Source organism: Aquirufa sp. ROCK2-A2, from assembly GCF_054558485.1.
The window spans coordinates 416910-438657 of the sequence record NZ_JBPXKA010000002.1 but is presented as its reverse complement, the minus strand read 5'-3'; the positions used below and the strand labels follow the sequence as shown (position 1 = coordinate 438657).

17 protein-coding genes are annotated in these 21748 nt (G+C 37.2%); 11 read left to right on the top strand and 6 right to left on the bottom strand.

The window, feature by feature from the left end; all coding sequences use genetic code 11:
* Positions 1–101: 101 nt before the first annotated feature.
* Together V7S76_RS04975 and uvrA are read left to right on the top strand one after the other, a co-directional pair.
* Positions 102–3026: a carboxypeptidase-like regulatory domain-containing protein gene (locus V7S76_RS04975; RefSeq protein ID WP_459508954.1), complete on the top strand. Its 2925-nt coding sequence runs from the start codon at positions 102–104 to the stop codon at positions 3024–3026.
* Between the two features lie 82 nt (positions 3027–3108).
* The gene (uvrA, locus tag V7S76_RS04970; protein ID WP_459508953.1) at positions 3109–5937 is read left to right on the top strand and encodes an excinuclease ABC subunit UvrA; all 2829 of its coding nucleotides are present in this window, start codon (positions 3109–3111) and stop codon (positions 5935–5937) included.
* Positions 5938–6029: 92 nt separating this feature from the next.
* Here the strand turns inward: uvrA and V7S76_RS04965 are convergent, their stop codons facing one another.
* Both V7S76_RS04965 and purN read right to left on the bottom strand, forming a co-directional pair.
* Positions 6030–6407 carry a hypothetical protein gene (locus tag V7S76_RS04965; protein WP_459508952.1) on the bottom strand — a complete coding sequence of 126 codons (378 nt, stop codon included), beginning with the start codon at positions 6405–6407 and terminating at the stop codon, positions 6030–6032.
* A 408-nt stretch (positions 6408–6815) separates the two neighbouring features.
* The gene (purN, locus tag V7S76_RS04960; protein WP_459508951.1) at positions 6816–7382 is read right to left on the bottom strand and encodes a phosphoribosylglycinamide formyltransferase; all 567 of its coding nucleotides are present in this window, start codon (positions 7380–7382) and stop codon (positions 6816–6818) included.
* 89 nt (positions 7383–7471) lie between these two features.
* Between purN and bshA the strand changes: the two genes are divergently transcribed.
* On the top strand, positions 7472–8623 hold the full coding sequence (gene bshA / locus V7S76_RS04955; protein ID WP_459508950.1) for an N-acetyl-alpha-D-glucosaminyl L-malate synthase BshA: 1152 nt from the start codon (positions 7472–7474) through the stop codon (positions 8621–8623).
* Positions 8624–9219: 596 nt separating this feature from the next.
* Here bshA and folK read toward each other — a convergent pair.
* Positions 9220–9702 carry a 2-amino-4-hydroxy-6-hydroxymethyldihydropteridine diphosphokinase gene (gene folK, locus V7S76_RS04950; RefSeq protein WP_459508949.1) on the bottom strand — a complete coding sequence of 161 codons (483 nt, stop codon included), beginning with the start codon at positions 9700–9702 and terminating at the stop codon, positions 9220–9222.
* 40 nt (positions 9703–9742) lie between these two features.
* Here folK and V7S76_RS04945 point away from each other — a divergent pair, with 40 nt between their 5' ends.
* Positions 9743–10312: a YqgE/AlgH family protein gene (locus tag V7S76_RS04945; RefSeq protein ID WP_459508948.1), complete on the top strand. Its 570-nt coding sequence runs from the start codon at positions 9743–9745 to the stop codon at positions 10310–10312.
* Positions 10313–10685: 373 nt separating this feature from the next.
* Here the strand turns inward: V7S76_RS04945 and recG are convergent, their stop codons facing one another.
* A complete protein-coding gene (gene recG, locus V7S76_RS04940; RefSeq protein WP_459508947.1) occupies positions 10686–12785 on the bottom strand; it encodes an ATP-dependent DNA helicase RecG in 2100 nt (699 codons plus the stop codon).
* Between the two features lie 65 nt (positions 12786–12850).
* Between recG and V7S76_RS04935 the strand changes: the two genes are divergently transcribed.
* From V7S76_RS04935 to V7S76_RS04920, 4 genes are read left to right on the top strand one after another with little or no spacing between them, the layout of a single operon-like run.
* Positions 12851–13570: a gliding motility-associated C-terminal domain-containing protein gene (locus V7S76_RS04935; RefSeq protein WP_459508946.1), complete on the top strand. Its 720-nt coding sequence runs from the start codon at positions 12851–12853 to the stop codon at positions 13568–13570.
* Positions 13571–14092, top strand: a complete 522-nt coding sequence (locus tag V7S76_RS04930) for an NADH-quinone oxidoreductase subunit B (RefSeq protein ID WP_459508945.1) — start codon at positions 13571–13573, stop codon at positions 14090–14092. It begins immediately after the preceding gene.
* Between the two features lies 1 nt (position 14093).
* On the top strand, positions 14094–14582 hold the full coding sequence (locus V7S76_RS04925; protein ID WP_459508944.1) for an NADH-quinone oxidoreductase subunit C: 489 nt from the start codon (positions 14094–14096) through the stop codon (positions 14580–14582).
* A 1-nt stretch (position 14583) separates the two neighbouring features.
* The gene (locus tag V7S76_RS04920; RefSeq protein ID WP_459508943.1) at positions 14584–15462 is read left to right on the top strand and encodes a glycosyltransferase family 2 protein; all 879 of its coding nucleotides are present in this window, start codon (positions 14584–14586) and stop codon (positions 15460–15462) included.
* A gap of 1 nt (position 15463) precedes the next feature.
* Here the strand turns inward: V7S76_RS04920 and V7S76_RS04915 are convergent, their stop codons facing one another.
* Positions 15464–16525 (bottom strand): glycosyltransferase family 4 protein, encoded by a 1062-nt coding sequence (locus V7S76_RS04915; protein WP_459508942.1) that lies wholly within the window; start codon positions 16523–16525, stop codon positions 15464–15466.
* A gap of 71 nt (positions 16526–16596) precedes the next feature.
* Here V7S76_RS04915 and V7S76_RS04910 point away from each other — a divergent pair, with 71 nt between their 5' ends.
* The 3 genes from V7S76_RS04910 (at position 16597) to nhaD (ending at position 21055) form a co-directional block, all read left to right on the top strand.
* Positions 16597–18426 (top strand): ABC transporter ATP-binding protein, encoded by a 1830-nt coding sequence (locus V7S76_RS04910; RefSeq protein ID WP_459508941.1) that lies wholly within the window; start codon positions 16597–16599, stop codon positions 18424–18426.
* A 99-nt stretch (positions 18427–18525) separates the two neighbouring features.
* Positions 18526–19728 carry a pyridoxal phosphate-dependent aminotransferase gene (locus tag V7S76_RS04905; protein WP_459508940.1) on the top strand — a complete coding sequence of 401 codons (1203 nt, stop codon included), beginning with the start codon at positions 18526–18528 and terminating at the stop codon, positions 19726–19728.
* Between the two features lie 70 nt (positions 19729–19798).
* Positions 19799–21055 carry a sodium:proton antiporter NhaD gene (gene nhaD, locus V7S76_RS04900; protein ID WP_459508939.1) on the top strand — a complete coding sequence of 419 codons (1257 nt, stop codon included), beginning with the start codon at positions 19799–19801 and terminating at the stop codon, positions 21053–21055.
* A gap of 548 nt (positions 21056–21603) precedes the next feature.
* On the opposite strand, the gene V7S76_RS04895 is transcribed toward nhaD, so the two are convergent.
* A complete protein-coding gene (locus V7S76_RS04895; RefSeq protein WP_459508938.1) occupies positions 21604–21732 on the bottom strand; it encodes a hypothetical protein in 129 nt (42 codons plus the stop codon).
* Between the last annotated feature and the right edge of the window lie 16 nt (positions 21733–21748).

Here is a 21748-nt window from a genome sequence, read left to right as displayed (position 1 = left end):
TGTTATTTTTTTTATAATTCTATCAAAGAAAACAATATTATTTTTTAGATTTGTCGCTGATTATATTTAGGCAAACCAAATCCTAATTAAAAAAAATCTTTATGAAAAAAATCTTTACTCAAATTGTTCCCTGTTTTGTCGTTTTTATGATGCTTAGTTTATCTGTATTTGCACAGACTAAATTAAGTGGAAAAGTGACAGACGCAGCTTCTAATGAAGCATTAATTGGTGTTAGCATCGCCGTAAAAGGAAAAGTTATTGGAACCATAACAGATGCAAATGGTAGTTTCTCATTAACAACTTCTACTCCCGCTCCCTTTACTATCTCTGTTTCTATGGTCGGTTATGAACGCCAAGAAATTGTTGTGAAAGGTGCAAAAACAGATTTCGCTATTAAATTAAAAGAGCAAGCAACACTTGGTCAAGACATTGTTGTTTCTGCTAGTCGTATTGAAGAAAGTGTTTTGCAATCTCCTGTTTCTATTGAAAAATTAGACATCAGAGGAATCCGTGAAACTCCTTCAGCTTCTTTCTATGATGCTTTGAAAAATATCAAAGGTGTAGAAATGAGTACACAATCCGTGTCCTTTTCATCAGTAAGTATGCGTGGTTTTAACGGTAATGGTAACGTTCGTGTAGTTCAGATGATTGACGGTATGGACAACCAAGCTCCAGGTTTAAACTTTTCAGTTGGTAATATCGTAGGTATTTCGGAATTAGACTTAGAAGGTTTAGAATTGTTGCCAGGTGCAGCTTCTGCTCTTTATGGTCCAAATGCCATGAATGGTATTTTATTAATGAATTCAAAAAGCCCATTCTTGTATCAAGGCTTAAGTGCTCAAGTGAAAGCTGGTGCGATGTATGCTGGAAATCGTACAACTGCCATGACTCCATACGGAGATATTTCATTGCGTTATGCCAAAGCCATCAATAACAAATGGGCTTACAAAGTGAATTTCAATATGTTGACTGCTGATGATTGGCAAGCAACAGATTACCGTGATCAAAGTTTATTGAATGGTACTTCGTTAGGTGCCGGTGATAGAGTATCCAACTTAGCCTACAATGGGGTGAATGTTTATGGAGATGAAACAAATGCTAATTTATATTCTTCTTTATTACCTATATTAGGAGATCCAAGCAGTCCAATTACTTCAAATGTTAAATTGATTTCAGCACTTACAGGAAAAACTGCCAACGAGATTTTTGGAAGTTTTATCCCTAATATGACAATATCACGAGAAGGATACAAAGAAGTTGATTTAGCTTCTTATGCTAATCGTAACATTAAATTCAATGCGGCTTTGCATTACCGATTCAATGATAAAGTTGAGTTGATTTTACAAGGTTCTTATGGTCAAGGTACTACTGTTTACACAGGAATTGATCGTTATGCCATCAAAAACTTTAGCATGGGTCAATACAAGGCCGAATTAAAAGGGGCTAATTTCTTCTTACGAGGTTATACCACTCAAGAAAATTCAGGTGATGCTTATTCAATTGGTACTCTTGGAGCGATTATTAATGAATATGCGAAACCAAGCTCAGTTAAATTACCTGATGGTTCTAGTGCTGGATGGTATCCCTCATTTTTTCAAACCTTTGCCGGACTTTCATTTACAAAGTTTGCCACAGAATTTCAAACTAACCTAATGAAAGGTCAAAATCCGACCTCCGCATTAACTAATGCAACTGCAACAAATGCAGCTTCTTATCCTTATTATTTTGGAACAGCTCGACAAATTGCGAATTCGCCATCTAAAATTGGAGGCATTGATTTTCCGGGTGTACTTACGCCTGGGACAGCTGCATTTAATTCAGCGGTAGAACAAGTTAAGCAATCTGCTATTCCAAAAGGAGCTAAATTTACGGATAAAACTGCTTTATATCATTTGGAAGGTATGTACAACTTGACTGAGAAATTTAACAACAAATTAGAATTGATTGTTGGTGCTAATTATCGTCAATATGCCTTGAATTCTGAAGGCTCTTTGTTTGCTTTAGACAACGCAGGTAAAGAATTTAGCATCAATGAATATGGTGCTTATACTCAATTAGGTAAGAAAGTATTAAGTGATAAGTTAAAATTAACTGGTTCTATTCGTTTTGATAAGAATGAAAACTTTGATGGTGTATTTAGTCCACGTTTCTCTGGAGTTTACACTGAAGGACGTTCGAACTTCAGAGCTTCGTACCAAACAGGTTTCCGTATCCCAACAACTCAAGATCAATACATTGATTTGAATACGCCAACAGCTCGTCTTTTGGGTGGTTTAGATGCGGTTCAAAATCGTTATAAATTATCAGGTAACTCTTATACAAGAGAATCTTTAGCAGCTGGTAAGCCAGAATTATACCAAGCAAAAACTTGGAAGCCTGAGCAAGTTCAAACTTATGAATTTGGTTACAAAGGATTCTTAGGAGATCGTTTATTAGCTGATTTCTATTGGTATCAGTCGAACTACACCAATTTCTCAGGAGGAAGAGTTGTTGTTCAAACTCCTGATCAACATAAGGAAGGTCCATTTAATAAAGTATTCTCATTCCCATCAAACATAGATAATACTGTTATTACAAATGGTTGGGCTTTAGGATTGGATTACCAATTGGGAGCTAATTGGACTTTAGGTTCAAATGTTTCTTACAATGCGGTTAAAGACAACGGTGGCGCTACAGATGCTCAAATTGGATTTAACACTCCTGCATACCGTACCAACGTTTCTTTGGGAAATCGTAACATTGCAGCTTCTGGCTGGGGAGTGAACGTAACTTGGAGATATCAAGATCAATTTGTTTGGAATTCAAGCGTAGTTTCTCAAGCAGTTAGCTTAGCGCAACAAAGTTTAATTCCTGCTTACCAAACAGTTGATGCTCAAATAAGCAAAAAATTGTCAGGTATGAAATCTATCTTGAAAGTCGGTGGAACCAATTTATTTGGTACTCCTTACACAACAAGCTGGGCTAACCCAATTGTTGGTAGTATCTACTATGTTAGCTTAACATTTGACGAATTATTGAATAAATAATAATTTCCAATATTTTATTGAGGCTGCCTCCCAAGGGCAGCCTCTTTTTTTGTACCTTTGACGATTAATTTTGATTCCATACATGCAAGAAACGAAGGACTTAACAGGGTTTTCACATATTGAGGTTTTTGGTGCAAGAGAGCATAATCTGAAAAACATTGATGTTAAAATTCCTAGGAATCAATTAGTTGTGGTTACGGGTATTTCAGGCTCTGGAAAATCGAGTCTGGCTTTTGATACCATTTATGCCGAAGGACAACGTAGATACATGGAAAGTTTCTCCGCCTATGCCAGAAGCTTTTTGGGAAATATGGAACGCCCAGATGTAGACAAAATTGAAGGACTATCTCCTGTTATTTCCATTGAACAAAAAACAACTTCCAAAAATCCTCGATCAACCGTTGGAACCACCACGGAAATCTATGATTTCTTGCGTCTGCTTTATGCACGAGGATCAGAAGCCTTTAGTTATTTGAGTGGTCAAAAAATGGTAAAGCAGTCGGTGGATCAAATTATCGCCACATTATTGCAACAATTTCATCAAGGCAAAGTGGTCCTTTTAGCTCCATTGGTCAAAGGCCGTAAAGGGCATTATCGAGAACTTTTTGTACAAATTGCCAAATGGGGATTTACCAAAGTTCGTATTGATGGAGAAATTGTTGATTTAGAAGCTAAAATGCAGGTGGACCGTTTCAAAGTCCATGATATTGAAATAGTTATTGACCGTTTGATTGTCAATGAGGAAGATCGCTTGCGAATTTCTCAGAGTTTACAAACTGCTATGAATCTAGGCAAGGGTCAAGTTTATGTTTTGGATGAAAAGCAAAAATTGCATTATTTTTCCCAAACCTTGATGGATCCTGAAACGGGTTTATCTTACGATGAACCTGCTCCTAATTCCTTTTCTTTCAATAGTCCCTATGGTGCTTGCCCTTGTTGCAACGGTTTGGGAGTTGTTGAAGAAATTACGCAAGAATCGGTTATTCCAGATCGTAAATTAAGTATTATCCGCGGTGCCATCGCACCTATTGGCGAGTACCGTGAGTTGTGGATTTTTAAGCAATTGGAGGTTTTATTAAAGCCTTTCAAAGTAGGTCTTTCCACACCCATTGAGAAATTTCCAGCGGAGGCCGTTGAACTCATGTTGTACGGTACTGATGAAGTCGTGCCAGTTCCTTCCAAAAAATACATTGGAACTGAATGGACCACCAAATACGAAGGAATTATCCATTTTTTGAAAAAGCAACAAGAAAATGGTTCGGAAAAAACCCAAGATTGGTTGAGGGATTTTTTGGTTATTAAAACTTGTCCTGATTGCCAGGGTTTTCGCCTGAAAAAGGAGTCCTTAAATTTTAAAATTGACGGTAAGCACATTGGCGAATTAGCCCAAATGGATATTTCAGATTTAGAATCTTGGTTTTCCCATTTGGAAGAAAGAATATCCGATCGTCAAAATCAAATTGCCCATGAAGTGTTAAAAGAAATTCGTAAGAGGATTGGATTTTTGACACAAATAGGTTTAAGCTATTTGACTTTGGACCGCCCTATGAAGACCCTTTCGGGTGGTGAATCTCAACGTATTCGTTTGGCGACTCAAATTGGAACCCAATTGGTTGGGGTACTTTACATCATGGATGAACCAAGTATTGGTTTACATCAAAGAGATAATGAAAAACTCATTCAAGCATTGAAAGATTTGCGGGATTTGGGTAATTCTGTGTTGGTGGTAGAGCACGACAAAGACATGATGTTGGAGTCTGATTTTATCTTGGATATTGGACCGGGAGCTGGCCGTCATGGGGGGCATATCATTGGTCAAGGTGCACCTTCTGAGTTTTTGAAATTAGAAACTCCTACAGCCAATTATTTGAATGGAAAATGGGAGATATCCATTCCCGAAAAGCGGAGAGCGGGCAATGGGAAAGAGATAAAATTGATAGGAGCGAAGGGGAATAATTTAAAGAATGTCACTGTTAAAATTCCTTTGGGGCAATTGATTTCTGTCACGGGTGTGTCAGGTTCTGGTAAATCAAGTTTGATCCATGATACTTTGGTGTTGAAGTTAAAGCAACATTTTGATCGAACAAAAAGAGATCCAATGCCTTTCAAATCGATTGAAGGCTTAGAATTTATTGATAAAATTATTGAAGTGGATCAATCGCCCATTGGACGAACTCCACGTTCTAATCCTGCCACTTATACGAACATGTACAGTGACATTAGAACTTTGTATTGTGAACTACCAGAATCAAAGATACGGGGTTATAAGGCAGGCCGTTTTAGTTTCAACGTGAAGGGGGGAAGATGCGAGACTTGTGAAGGTGCGGGAATGAAAAAGATTGAAATGGAGTTTTTGCCGGATGTTTTGGTGGAATGTGAAACTTGTAAAGGAAAACGATTCAATCGCGAAACATTGGAAGTTCGTTTTAAAGGAAAATCCATCTCCGATGTGTTGGATATGACCGTGGAACAGGCTTTAGCGTTTTTTGAGCATCAACCAAGAATTTATCGAAGGGTAAAGACCTTGTCGGAAGTGGGATTGGGTTATATAACATTGGGCCAACATGCGACAACCTTGTCGGGCGGGGAAGCGCAACGCGTAAAATTAGCGGAGGAATTGTCCAAAAAAGATACGGGTAATACCTTGTATGTCTTGGATGAACCCACGACAGGCCTACATTTTCAGGATGTTAAATTGTTATTGGATGTTTTGCAAAAATTGGTGGATAAAGGAAATACAGTTTTGATCATTGAACATAATTTGGATGTTATTAAAGTGTCTGATTATGTGATCGATATGGGGCCAGAGGGCGGAAATGCCGGGGGTACTTTACTGGGTTCCGGAACTCCAGAAGCCATCGCGAAAATCAAGGAAAGTCATACAGGAAGGTTTTTGAAGAATGAGTTGTGAGCTTAGGTGTACGAAATGAAGTCCATGATTTTTTGTAAGTAAGGTTTATCTTTTTTCATGTCGTATTAATGTTTATCCATCCCCCATACATGTTATTCGAAATCATTTTTCATCTGAAACAAGATTTGCTTTGCTATGACAGCACTTTCTTTTTTTATCTCCTGGTAGGTGCCTAATATTACTAAACTAATAGTAAATTTTTCATTATTATTTTTCACAAATCCGGTAAAAGTTACTGAAACAGAAGGGGATGATTCATCCTTAAAATCTATTAATCTTTCTTCAATAAAATTTTTAACAAGTTTTTTGATTTGATTCTTCGATAAATTGTTTAATTCGCCCATGTCGAATTTGAGTTCAATTTTATCATTAAAGGTTTCAACTTGCAAATTTTGGATATTGCTAGTTTTGTTTGCGAAGGAATTTAAACCGAATAGCAATAAAGCCGATGTTAGTAATAGTTTTTTCATTTGAATAGGTTGGTTAAAAATGGAAGAATTCAATTAGGGAGTTGATAAAACGAAGTATGTCATCATAATGTCGATCAAAGACCGAAATTGCCAAAATCACATTAATTATTAGGAAATAATTTTTGCCCATTTTTTTTTGATTCATTTAATTACAATTTGTAGGAACAGACAGTGCTGAAAAAATCAATGTATGAATGTTGGGCGGATGATTCAAATCGAAAGAATACGACGATATATTTAAAATTTTGTGGTTAGGTATCTTAATAACTCTTAAAACCTTGACACAAATATTTTACTTTTTCGAAAACCTAAACTTGTGTTTTTGCAACTTTTTCTAAAATATTTCGCAAATATTTGGATTATTTATTTAACGGTACTTGTGATTATGCAACAAAGCCTAAAAAAGATTTAAATTTTCTGAATTATTCTCTCAATGACCATCGGAAAATCACGATGTTCTAAAATTTGGCCTTTTTGGGCTACGTCCTCAGCAGTATCATTGGGCAAAACTTCAAAACTACTTTGAAAGATAATGGCCCCTTCATCATAGTGCTCGTTCACATAATGGATGGTAATTCCTGATTCTTTTTCTTGATTGGCAACAACCGCTTCATGTACAAAATGGCCGTACATACCTTTGCCCCCAAATTTGGGTAATAAGGCAGGATGTAAATTGATCATCCTCTGAGGAAATGCTTCCGTAAATTCTTTAGGTATTAACCATAAAAATCCAGCCAAAACAATTAAATCTGTGGATAAATCTTGTATTTCTTTTAAGATCGTTCCATTCCTGAATTCGTCTCGATTGAATACCCTGCACGGGATACCTAATCGTTTGGCACGTTGGATTACTCCCGCTCCTGCATTGTTACAATAAATTTGACTTATCTTTGCTATGTTCAAAGGTGCAAAGTGTTCGATGATTTTTTCAGCATTGGAGCCTGAACCAGAGGCGAAGATGACCAGATTTTTCAAATTTGCTTTGTATTTTTTTACAAATTTAGGGCTAAATACCGGAACCTTTTAGACTAAATTTTAGTTTTGTTTTTTTCTTACCAAATTTCATGAAAATAGGCATAATTTGTTATCCAACGTACGGAGGAAGTGGTGTTGTTGCCACAGAATTAGGAAAGGCTTTAGCGGCGGTTGGACATGAAGTTCATTTTATTACCTATACCCAGCCACCTCGCTTGGATTTTTTCAGCGAGAATATTTTTTACCACGAAGTAAGTGTAGCATCTTATCCATTGTTTCAATACCTTCCTTACGAATCTGCTTTGGCAAGTAAAATGGTCGATGTGACCATCAATGAAAAATTGGATTTATTGCATGTGCATTATGCCGTTCCTCATGCCTCTGCAGCCTATTTGGCTAAACAAATATTGAAATCCAAAGGAATAAACGTACCTGTTATTACTACCTTGCACGGGACAGATATTACCTTGGTAGGGCGTGATCCTTCTTTTGAGCCTGTGGTTACTTTTTCCATCAATGAATCGGATGGTGTAACCGCCGTTTCGGAAAGTTTAAGAAATGATACTTATTCCGAGTTTGAAATTCTTAGTCATATTGAGGTTATTCCGAATTTTATTGATTTGAATCGTTTCAAAAAACAAGCCAAGGAACATTTTAAATTAGCCATTTGTCCGCAGGGAGAAAAATTATTGATGCATACCTCCAATTTCCGGAAAGTAAAGCGGATAGAGGATATTATTCATGTTTTTGCAAAGGTTCAAAAAAAGGTTCCATGTAAATTATTGTTGGTAGGAGATGGGCCTGAAAGGTCGGTTATTGAAGCCCTTTGTCGCGATTTACATGTTCAAGCCGATGTGCGATTCTTAGGGAAATTGGATACCATTGAAGAAGCATTGTCTTTGGCGGATGTGTTTTTCTTAACATCCGAAAAGGAAAGTTTTGGTTTAGCTGCTTTAGAAGCCATGGCTTGTGAAGTGCCTGTCATTTCTTCCGATGCCGGTGGAATTACAGAGGTAAATATTCATGGCGAAACAGGTTTTGTGAGTAAAATTGGTGACATCAACGACATGGCCAAAAATACAATTCAACTATTGACGGATGAGGCATTGTTGACGAAGATGAAAGCAAATGCATTGGAGCGTGCCAAACAATTTGATTTGGTAAAAATTCTTCCGATGTATGAGAATTATTACAAAAAAATCATCGAGCAAAGTTGGAAATTCCCGAATCAAAGTAATTGAAGGAAATTAGGTAATAGGTAATAGGTAAAAGGTAATAGGTAAAAGGAAATCATCCGAATTAAGGGTTGAAATCCTATTTGAACAAATAAAAAATTCTTGTTAGTCGGTTTGAATAATCTTTGTGTCTTTTGTGTTAAAAATAAATCCCTTGTTTAACACAAAGACACGGATACCTATTACCTAATACCTATTACCTAATACCAATTACCTAAAAATGCCATTTAATGGCTAATTCTTTTTTCATGGTATTTCTTTTTTTGAAAAAAAAGAAACAAAAAAACTTATTAGGCGCAAGTTAATCCAAGACGAATCAGCAAGCTGACCGATTTTCACTTCGCTCTCGGCTATTTTCTTTGACCCTGACGCACATCGCCCTTGCGCATTGTCAAAGTTCCGCCTACCGCTACGTTCAAATCTTTCGTTGGGATTAACCAAAAGTTCATTGATGAGCTTGAAAAAAAAGAAATAGCGTTGGTTGAGCTGCGACGAAGCCAAAAGCGGTAATAAAGAGATTAATAATTAGAAATTTCAACCCTTGATTCGCATTAATGGGTAAAAGGTAATTGTTGTCTATCTTTTCTCTTCCAGTTTCTCTCCTAAACAATACGGCAATCACCATCATCATTGCATTCCAACAAAAGCGTTTTCATCGTTTTGTGTAATTTTGGATGAATGAATCCGGGATTAATCTCTGCCATGGGAATCAAAACAAATTTTCTATCTACTAATCTAGGATGCGGAATTTCCAGATTTTCAGCTGAAATGATTTGATCATCAAAAAATAAAATATCCAAATCCAAAGTTCTAGGGCCCCATCTTTCTGTTCTTACTCGACCCAATTGCAACTCGATTTCCAATAATTGGCTCATTAAATCCTGCGCGCTTAAAGTAGTTTCAACCTCAATGACTTGATTAATGAAATCATTTTGAGGGATTGGTCCCCAAGCAGCGGTTTGATACAGAGAAGAAAGTTGGGTGATTTTACCTACTTTTTTTGATAGGATTTCAATCGAATTTTGAAAAATTTCAATCGTATTTCCTAGATTGCCTCCCAAAGATAAATAGGTGATGTTGGACATGTTTTGTTAATTTCGCCTCAAACTTACAAATTTCTTTTTTATGCCAAAGAATTACTATGCTGAGGATTTGAAACCTGGGATGCTTTTGCTCTCTGAGCCCTATTTGGAGGATGCTTCTTTTCGTCGTTCGGTGATCCTTTTATGTGAACATTCTAATTCGCATTCCTTTGGAATCATCATTAATCATGAACAAGATAATGTTTTTGAAACGGTGATGGATGAAAAAGTATTTGATAATATTCCTTTGTTTGCCGGTGGACCTGTTGATACAAGCATCTTACAATTTTTGCATCGTAGGCCAGATTTAATTCCAGGTGGTTTGGAAATTGCTCCTAATATTTTTTGGTCTGGCGATTTTGAAAAAGCAATTGAGTCGGTGGTGAATGAAACGATTACATTTTCGGATATTAAATTTTTTATTGGTTATTCGGGTTGGGGTGCCGGGCAATTGGAAAGAGAAATTAAGTCGAATGCATGGTATCTAGAGCCAGCGAAATCGGAATATGTTTTTGACGAACCTTGTGATCAATTATGGAGAAAAATATTGATGGACAAAGGAGGGAATTATCGCGTTTTAGCCACTTACCCCGAGGATCCGAATTTGAATTGAAAGAAAATGGGAAGAGGATAGAAGAGAGAAAATGGGAAAAGAGAGAAAAAAATCATACCATCACATAAATCAAATGAATCATAGTTCAGACAATGAGAGAGAAGAGAGAAAATGGGAAAAGAGAAGAGAGTAAAGGATTTTTAAAAAATCATTTATTTGATAAAAAATATAAGTTTTCAATTTGTGATTATGCACACCAAATTTTATGGGGAATGGGGCCCCTTACCCCCTGCAATTTAATGCTTTAAAATTTCAGTTGTTTGATAAAATTATTTTCATGGCTCATCTTAACCCTGTTGGATTCTGCGCCGCACAGTCAAAGTTTTATTCTTGATTTTTTAACACAAAGGTTTCAACTTACATTAAATATCTCTTAACTTATTTTTGCCCAATTGGTTGCATCTTTCTTTAAATGTGCGACTTGCTCGCGGATAACCAAATGGTTTTCAAGGGTTAAATCGGGGTCCGAATGAAGGATTTCCATGGCGGTTTCGCGGGCAACTTTCAAAATTTCTCCATCTTTGGCTAAATCGGCAATCATTAAATCGATCACACCTGATTGGCGGGTTCCTGAAATATCTCCTGGGCCTCTTAATTGTAAATCGACTTCCGCAATTTCAAATCCATTATTGGTGCGCACCATGGTCTCTATACGTTTTTTGGTGTCAGCGCCAATTTTGAAACTGGTCATCAAAATGCAATAACTTTGTTCGGCTCCTCTACCCACACGGCCTCTTAATTGATGTAACTGAGAAAGACCAAATCGCTCTGCACTTTCGATGATCATGACACTTGCATTGGGAACATTGACACCTACTTCAATCACCGTAGTAGCGACCATGATTTTGGTTTCATTTTTCACAAACCGTGCCATTTCGAAATCTTTGTCGGCAGGTTTCATTTTGCCATGCAAAATACCAAGAGGTACACCTGGAAACGCACGTGAAATGCTTTCGTGTCCATCCATCAAGTCCTTGAAATCCATTTTTTCGGATTCTTCAATCAATGGATATACGATATAAATTTGTCGCCCTTTGTTGATTTCATTTTGAATAAATCCAAAAACCTCAAGTCGATGTGAATCGTATTTGTGTTTTGTTTGGATAGGCTTTCTACCCGCAGGCAATTCATCAATGATGGAAATATCTAAATCACCATAGAGCGTCATGGCCAATGTCCGAGGAATGGGTGTGGCTGTCATGACCAAGACATGCGGATGAATATGTTTATTCTTTTCCCAAAGTTTAGCTCTTTGTGCCACGCCAAATCGATGTTGTTCATCGATGATGCATAAGCCCAAATTTTTGAATTGAACCACATCTTCAAAAAGGGCATGTGTACCCACCAAAATTTGTAATTCGCCAGAAGCTAAATCTTCCAATAAACCCACTCGGTCTTTCTTTTTTGTTGAGCCTGTTAATTTGGCAATTTTGATGCCTAATAAATCGGCAAAGACCTTCAAGCCCTGATAATGTTGATCGGATAGAATTTCTGTTGGTGCCAACAAACAAGCTTGAGTACCATTATCAATGGCTAAGAGCATACAGATAAATGCCACAATGGTTTTCCCGGAACCAACATCCCCTTGCAACAAACGATTCATTTGCTGTCCAGATCGCATGTCGTAAAAGATTTCTCGAATCACTTTTTTCTGAGCTTCCGTTAATTGAAAGGGGAGGTGATTGTTATAGAAATTCGTCAACAAGGCCGCCGAAGAAAAGACTTGACCTTGATAGCTCTTCTTTTGAATCAAATTTTGCTTGATTAAGCGTAATTGATTGTAAAATAATTCTTCAAATTTCAGTCGTCTGTTGGCTTGGTGTAACCAATTTTCCGACTGCGGTAAATGAATCTGGTAGAGGGCTTCTTGTTTAGAGATTAGTTTGAATTTCTGAATAATTTCAGATGGTAATGTTTCTCGGATATAAGGAAATGCGATAGCCAACAGGTTTTTCTGTAATTGAGCTATGACCTTACTATCGATGTATTTTTTACGTAATTTTTCCGTTAAATGATAAACAGGATGATAATATTTTTCGGTGAGTTGCCTGCCTTTATACAATTCCATTTCAGGATGTGTCATTTGCATTTGGCCATTGAAACTTCCGGGTTTTCCATAGAAAAGATAGTCGGCCCCAGAATTAAGCAATTTTTCCACCCACTTGATACCTTGAAACCAAACCAATTCAATGCAACCAGATTCATCGCAACATTGTGCGACAAGCCTTTGTTTGGGACCATTCCCCAGTTTTTCTACGAACCGAATTCGCCCAACAAATTGTGCATGTTCCATGTCATCCTTTATTTGATGAATGGGAAGAATAATTGTTCGGTCTTCGTAACGGAATGGATAATATTGAATTAAGTCGCCATAAGTGAATAATCCCAATTCGGTTTGAAGCAAAGAAAGCCTTTGGGGAGTTACTCCCTTGAGTTTGCCTAATTCGGTATCAAAAAAATGGGTAAACGACATAAGGTAAAAATTTTGTGAATTTAGGTATATTTACAAAACCTTTGGTGTGAATTCGTAAAAGCTTTATGTATCAAATACTAAAATTATCATTTTCTTGGACAAAATGCAGTGTTATTGGCCTAATTGTCCTTTGGAGTCAATCATTTCAAAGTTATTCGCAAGCAGGTTGTCCTTGGGTTTCCGCTCAAGAAAAAATAGTATTGATAGGTGGGGACCCACCCAACCCCAAAGCCATAAATCCAGTAATTACTAATTGGCAGCCTAAAGATGTAACTATTCCTGTGAACGGTTCTCGAGATCCCAAAGTTGTGTGGAAATGGGAAGAATTGTCAGAAATCAGCGGACTCTTAATCCCTCCATTAGATAGTTTAAACACGCTATTTAAATTTTCTGATTCGAGGTTTTCGCCGGAAAATTTGAATAAAATTTATTCGTTAAAGTTTAAGGTTACGGGTGTTAAAGAAGGTTGTGTCAACCCAGCCACCGCTGAAGTTATCATCAAGGTATTACCAAGAATTCATCCCTATAATGTAATGACTCCCAATACGGATGCGGCCAATGATGTGTGGATGATTGAGAATATTACCGATAAGGATATTTATTCTGGGGTGATTATTAAAATCTTTGATCGTTGGGGACAACAAGTTTTTACTAGCAAGGGTAATAAACCCCAATTTGATGCCACTGTAAATCCATATAAGCTTCCAACGGGAACTTATGTATATTCCATCAAACCAGAAGAGGATTATCCTGAAGTGGTTGGAGAGCTCACGATAATTCGATAAATGATGAAGAGTTTATTAGATCAAGAATTTCAAACGGAAGGATATGTCATCACGAAAGTCGAGGATTTATTGAATTGGGCTAGAGCGAGTTCCTTGTGGCCCATGAGTTTTGGATTAGCATGTTGTGCCATTGAAATGATGCAGGCTTTTGCTTCTGCTTATGATTTGGATCGTTTTGGGGTATTTCCACGTCCTTCCCCTCGTCAATCCGATGTGATGATTGTTGCAGGTACGGTAACTTTTAAAATGGCGGATCGGATAAGACGTTTGTACGAGCAAATGCCTGAACCTCGATATGTGATTTCCATGGGTTCATGTGCAAATTGTGGAGGTCCTTATTGGGAACACGGGTACCACGTGGTCAAAGGTGTGGATCGTGTCATTCCGGTAGATGTATATGTGCCAGGTTGTCCTCCTAGGCCAGAAGCACTTTTGGGTGGAATCATTAAATTACAAGAAAAAATCAATCAAGAAACATTGGTGGCTCCCAAACGAATTTTGGAAGCTTTAAATAAAAATTAATATGTCTGTCGATTTTATTCCATCACTTCTTGAAAGTAATTTGGCCATTCAACCCGAATGGAATGAATCTTTGCAAAGAATTACCATAGACTCAAAGGATTTATTAGCTATTTGCGATTTTCTATGGAGGAATCCAGCCTGTTATTTTGATCAATTATCTTGTTTAACTGCCATCGACAATGGACCCGAAAAAGGTACATTAGAATTAATCTATACCCTTTATTCCATCCCGCATCACCAAACATTACACCTTCAAGTAGTTCTACCAAGATTGTTGGAAGACAATCAATTACCTGTTGTTTCGTCATTGGTTTCGATTTGGAAAACGGCTGATTGGCATGAACGAGAGGCCTTCGACTTGGTGGGTGTACATTTTGAGGGACACCCGGATTTACGTAGAATTTTGTTGCCAGAAGATTGGAAAGGTCATCCCCTACGCAAGGATTATGTGGAGCAAGAAAAATACCACGGAATTCAAGTGAAATATTAAGATGAAAGTTGCTGGTTTTACCTTTATTAGAAATGCTGTCAAAAATGATTATTCCATTGTTGAGGCCATTTCATCCATACTTCCTATTTGCGATGAATTTGTAGTGGCCGTGGGTAAATCGGAGGATAGCACTTTGGAATTGATTCAATCCATCAATTCTCCTAAAATTAAAATCATCGAAACGGTTTGGGACGAAAGTCAGCGGGAGGGCGGAAAGACATTTGCATTGGAAACGAACAAGGCCTATCAGGCCATTTCCAAAGATTGTGATTGGGCGTTTTACATTCAGGGGGATGAGTGCGTGCATGAAAATGATTTAGCAGTTATTCAAGAGGAAATGCAAAAATACCTATCGGATGTACAGGTGGAAGGATTACTTTTTCATTATCGACATTTTTATGGGTCCTATGATTTTGTTGCTGATTCGAGGAGGTGGTATCGAAGAGAAGTACGCATAGTTCGATTTTCTTCAGATATTCATTCCTATAAAGACGCACAAGGTTTCAGAAAATCTGGTCAGAAACTAGCAGTCAAATTGATTCCCGCTTTTATCAATCATTATGGTTGGGTAAAGCCGCCTCAAGGTTTAAACAATAAAGTTCGAAATTTTCAACATTTTTATCGTGACGATGCTTGGATGGCGGCTAATGTACCCATCGATTATGAATTTGATTTTGAAAACGCGGAACGACTTACACGCTTTGAAGGAACACATCCCAAATTCATGCAAGCCCGAATCGACTCGCAGAATTGGCCTTTCCATTTTGACCCAAAGCAATTGCGAAAGAAAATGAGTTTACGTCGAAAAGTTCTTCAAAAAATCGAGGATTTAACTGGAATCCGGATTGGGGAATACCGCAATTATCGATTGTTGAAGTAGATTAATAAAAAGTTCGATAGATTTCTAAGTATTCTTTGGCAGCTGTTTTCCAGCTGAATAATTGAGATCGTTGTTGGATAGCAAGTTTTGGGTTATTTTCGAGGTAATGTTGGAATCCTTCTGACAATGTTTTTCGCATGGATTCGCCTTCAAATGAGTCGAAATAATAGGCTACATCTCCACCAATTTCAGGTAGTGAAGTGTATTTTGAAAGAAATACGGGCTTTCCAAAATGCATCGCTTCAATAACGGGTAGGCCAAATCCTTCTGCTAAGGATGGAAAAACCAATGCTTCGCAATGTTCAAAGTACATTGCTTTTTGAACATCATCCACTGCGCCAACAAATTTCACTTGTGAAAGAACACCTAATTTTTCAGCTTCATCCTTGATTTTTTGTAGGTATTTGTCACTTTGAACGATACCTGCAATAATTAATAGGTAGTTTGAATTAACCAATAAGCGTGGCAACACGTGGAAATTTTTTTTGTCCGTTATCGTACCTATGGTAAATAAATACGGGATATTTTCGGATGGAATGGTGGAATTTGCTGGAATTTGTGGAGGCAAATTACAGCCATTATAAATCACCTTTTGAGGTTTACCTTGAATATTTAAGTGTTTTTCTACATCTTTTTGCGTGTATTCGGAAATGAAAATCAAATAACTGGCTGCGTCCACTTTTTTCTGCAAATCCGCTAAAAAAGCCTGTTTTTTTGCCTTGCTTTTCTTAGGATCATGGTAATAATTAATGTCTTGAATGGTTAAAACGATGGGTACCTTTTTACGGTAGGGATAATATTGGGTATCTTGGTGGCTTGCCTGCCACACATCGATGTTTTTGCTGGAGGGCAGAATTACTTTATGCCAAAATTGTAATTTTCGAAATAATTTGGAAGGAAAAAGTGTAAAAGATTTTTGATTGGTCAATATTTCAAGTTCTTCCTTTTGTGAATCCATTTCTTGATGGAGAGCTGAGGCGAGTTCTTTGCAAAAATGAAATAGACCAGTATTGGGGTATTTCATTCTTTCTGCATCAAATAAGATTCTTTTAGGAATTGACATCGATAAATAGGAAATTTGGGAGTTAAATTGAAATTTATTGTAATTTAACCCAAATTTTGAAAAAATAATCGTTGAAAACATATCTTCGCTTACTAAGTTATGCCGGCTCTATTCGAAAGTACATTGTTCCGTACTTCGGATTTTCGTTTTTTGCCAGCTTATTTGGTATTTTAAACTTCACTTTATTGATCCCACTTTTAGATGTTTTGTTTTTTCAAACATCTAAAGTCGATTTTGCCATTTACCGAAATATTCCAGATTTCAGTTTAAGCCCTAGTTATTTTTCCTTTTTATTCAATCATTATTTTTATCATGCTCTTGAAAATTATGGTCGTTTGGGAGCCTTGCAATATGCATGTTTAGCGATCATTGCATCTGTTATTTTATCCAATTTTTTCCGGTATTTTTCTCAACGTATTCTTGCGGCTGTTGGAGGAGACACCATTGCCTCCTTGCGACAAGCTGTTTTTGAACGAGCGATTCGTTTGGATTTAGGATATTTTAGTGAGCAGAAAAAAGGAAATTTGATGGCTCGATTAACCACCGATGTTCAGGAGGTAGAAAATAGTATCGGAAGGGCATTTACAGCTGTTTTTAAAGAAATTTTCTCTTTGGTGCTGTTTTTTATCTTTTTAGGAAGTATGTCTTTGAAATTGACCTTGTTTTCCCTTTCAATTTTGCCTTTATCAGGGGGTTTTATTGCCTTGATTTCCCGAAAATTAAGAAGAGATTCAGGTTTGGTACAGCATCACTTGAGTGCATTGATCAGTCATTTGGATGAAATTTTTGGAGCCATGCGAGTGGTGAAAGCCTTTCGGGCGGAACCTATGATGGACTCGAAATTTGGTGGAACCAATTCCAATTACCGTCATTCTTTTTTGAAAATGCGTTATCGACAAGAATTAACCTCGCCGGTGTCGGAAAGTTTAGGTGTTTTTGTCATCACAGGCATTTTGATGTACGGAGGAAGTTTGGTGATTGATGGTCAAGGTGGATTAAGTGCTTCTACTTTTATTGCCTTTATTGCTACTTTTTCTCAAGTCATGCGCCCTGCAAAAGTGATAGCAGACGCCTTTAGTGGTGTTCAACGTGGGGTTGCTTCAGCGGAAAGAATTTTGGAAATAATTGATACGGAATCCCAAATCAAAACCATCGAGCCGATTATTCTAAAATCGACATTTGATACATCGATTACCTTCGAAAATATAGGTTTTGAATATGTGGAAGGAAGAAAAGTGTTGAATCAAGTCACATTTGAAATTCCTAAAGGGAAAACGCTAGCCTTGGTAGGGGCTTCTGGTGGAGGAAAATCTACTTTGGCAGATTTATTGCCACGTTTTTATGACCCGACTGAGGGGCAAATCAAAATGGATGGGATTGATATCAAACATATTCCTTTGAATGATTTAAGGGCTATGATGGGAATTGTTACTCAAGAATCGGTTTTGTTCAATGATACAATTTATAACAACATAGCATTTGGTACGGAAGCGAGTCTAGAGCAGGTGCAAGAGGCAGCAAAAATTGCAAATGCTCATGATTTTATTATGCAGAGTCCAGACGGTTATCAAACCTATATTGGTGATCGAGGTTCTAAATTATCCGGAGGTCAAAGACAACGATTATCCATTGCGAGAGCTGTATTACGCAATCCACCTATATTAATATTGGATGAAGCCACGAGTGCCTTGGATAATGAATCAGAGAAATTAGTTCAAATTGCTTTAACCAATTTGATGAAAAATCGGACAGTTTTGGTGATTGCGCATCGTTTAAGTACCATTCAAGGAGCAGATGAAATTTTGGTGGTGCAACAAGGGGAAATTCTTGAAAGAGGCACACATGAAAATTTGATCAAAAATTCAACTGGCATCTATGCTAAACTGAGTAATACGAATTAGATTTTTTTCGTATTCTTAAATTCTATTTTACAATTTCATTAGTAATTCAGGACAGAAAACGGTACTTTTGCATCGTTTTTAATAAGTTCTACCGGAAATATGTCAAATTCATTATTAGCACAACGTATTCAAGCACTTGAGGAATCTTCCACTTTAGGAATGACCAAAAAAGCGCGTGAATTGGCTGCACAAGGCCATAAAGTTATTAGTCTTTCAGTTGGGGAGCCTGATTTTAAAACTCCTGCACATATTTGTGAGGCTGCCAAGAAGGCAATCGATGATGGTTTTCATGGTTATTCTCCAGTAGCGGGATATCCTGATTTGCGTTTATCCATCGCAAATAAATTAAAGAGAGATAATGCGTTAGAGTGGAGTTCAGAAAACATTGTAGTTTCTACAGGTGCTAAGCATTCTTTGGCGAATGCCATAGCTGCCTTGGTTAATCCAGGAGATGAAGTGATTATTTTCTCACCTTATTGGGTATCCTATTCAGAAATGGTCAAATTAGCGGAAGGAACTTCTGTTATTGTTCAAGGAGCATTTGAAAATAATTTTAAAGTTACAGCTGAACAATTTGAAGCTGCGATCACACCTAAAACAAAAATGGTGATGTTTGCTTCTCCAAATAATCCAACGGGTTCAGTTTACACCGAATCAGAGTTGAGAGATATTGCCAATGTGGTCGCTCGTCACGAGAATATATATGTTTTAGCCGATGAAATTTATGAGTATATCAATTTTACTCAGGGAGGTCATTTCTCCATCGGTTCTATTCCAGAAATTAAGGAGCGTGTGATTACGGTTAATGGTGTTGCTAAAGGTCATGCCATGACAGGTTGGAGAATTGGTTTTGTAGCAGCAGCAAAATGGATTGCTGATGGAATTGAAAAATTGCAAGGTCAAGTAACATCTGGTACGAATTCAGTTGCACAAAAAGCGGCAGTAGCTGCATTTAACGGTACATTGGATCATGCTTTCGAAATGAAAGCAGCTTACGATCGTAGAAGAAAGTTAGTGGTATCAAAATTGAGAGAAATTCCAGGATTTAAAGTTAATATGCCGGATGGTGCTTTTTATGCATTCCCAGATATATCGTATTATTTTGGTAAATCTGATGGTAAAACGCTTATTAAAGATTCGGATGATTTTTGTTCTTGGTTATTAGCTGATGCTTTTGTAGCAACGGTTGCAGGATCTGGATTTGGTGCACCCAATTGCATGCGTATCTCTACAGCAGCGGCGGATGAGCAATTAGAAGAAGCTTGTGACCGAATTAAAACGGCCGTTGCCAAGTTGAAGTAAGAATACAATTTTATATATTTACAAATGAAGGGGTCTTGGCCCCTTTATTTGTTTACGAAATGGAGACATTATGGAATTGATATCAATTGTTATTTTCATCATTGGATATTTGGCAATTGCCTTTGAACATCCTTTGAAAATTAATAAAACAGCAAGTGCCTTGGTTACAGGTGTTCTTGTTTGGGTCGTTTTTGCTTTGGTCAAAGGTTCAAGCGAATTAGGAATTTTGACTCATCATTTGGGAGCCACTTCAGAAATTTTGTTTTTCCTTTTGGGTGCGATGACCTTGGTAGAATTGGTAGATGCGCATCAAGGATTTCGTTTTATAAGTCAATTAATTCAGACACAAAATCCGGTTAAACTTCTTATTATTAGTTCCATCATTACGTTCTTTTTATCTGCAGTTTTGGATAATCTGACAACGGCTATTGTCATGGTAACACTATTAAGGAAACTCATCTCGGATCCTCAAACCAGGAAATATTTTGTCGGTATTGTTGTTATTGCAGCCAATGCAGGTGGGGCATGGTCGCCTATTGGAGATGTAACAACCACCATGCTTTGGATTGGTGGACAAATTTCCGCTTTGGGAATTGTGAAAAGTTTAATTTTTCCATCTTTAATTTCTTTACTAGTGCCTATACTATTCGCTTCCTTAAAAGTTAAAAAAATGACATTGGGGGTATCTGAATCGATTGCTCCGTTAAGTATTCAGGAAGAAAAAGAGGGAAAGGTAATGTTGATAGCTGGAACGTTAAGCTTATTAGGTGTTCCCGTGTTTAAAACATTAACGCATTTACCTCCATACATGGGTATTCTGTTGGCCTTAGGTATTGTATGGATAATTTCCGAGTTTATACATTCTGAAAAGGATGACGAAACCAAAAAACCATTCACGGTTGGACATGCCTTGAGTAAAATAGATACGTCTAGTGTGTTGTTTTTTCTAGGTATTTTATTGGCGATTTCAGCTTTGGAATCATTTGGCTATTTGGAAGAATTGGCGGTGGGCTTAAATCATATTTTTGGTAATCAACAAGTAATTGTAACATTGATTGGCATTGCATCTTCCATTGTTGATAATGTTCCTTTGGTAGCGGCTACCATGGGTATGTATTCCTTGGTAGATTTCCCTATGGATCATCAAATGTGGGAATATTTAGCTTTTTGTGCAGGTACAGGAGGTAGTATTTTGATCATCGGTTCAGCGGCAGGTGTGGCAGTGATGGGTATGGAGAAAATTGAGTTCGGCTGGTATGCTAAAAATATAGGTATTTTAGCCTTGTTGGGGTATTTCGCTGGTGCAGCGATCTATTTGATTTTTTAGCAAAATCGATATTGAATTATGAATTTTAGCTATTGATGCGAATTAAGAGTTAAAATCGCTTGGAACAAATAATCCATCCGTGGTAAACGGATGGATTACTCTTTGTGTCCGTTGTGTTAAACACAAATCCCTTATTTTAACACAAAGTCTCGAATATTTCTATTACCTATTTCCTGCGAATCAAGAGTTAAATTATCAATTTAGATAACTTTTTCTCACCGCTTTGGGCTTCGAATTGCTCAGTAAATGCTATTTATCACATCGCCTCCCTCAACTCCTAAGTCGCTTTACTTACTTGAAAAATAAAATAGTGAAAACGCTAGAAAAAAATCAGTTGATGGATGAAAAATATAAGTTTTGAATTAGCTATTATGATGTAATTTTTTTTGGGGGAATGTGGCCCCTTACCCCCTGCAATTTAATGGTTAAAAAGTTCAATTGTTTGATAAAATTATTTTCATTGTTACTCTCAATGATTTTGGCTTCGAATCGCTCAATCAATGCTTCTCTCTTCTCTTTTCTCTCTTCTATCTTCTATCTTCTCTCTTCTATCTTCTCTCTTCTCTCTTCTCTTTTCTCTCTTCTCTCTTCCCTCTTCTCTCTTCTCTCTTCTCTCTTCTCTCTTCTCTCTTCTCTCTTCTCTTTTCTCTCTTCTTTCTTCTCTTTTCTCTCTCCATTAACCTACCTCTTGCT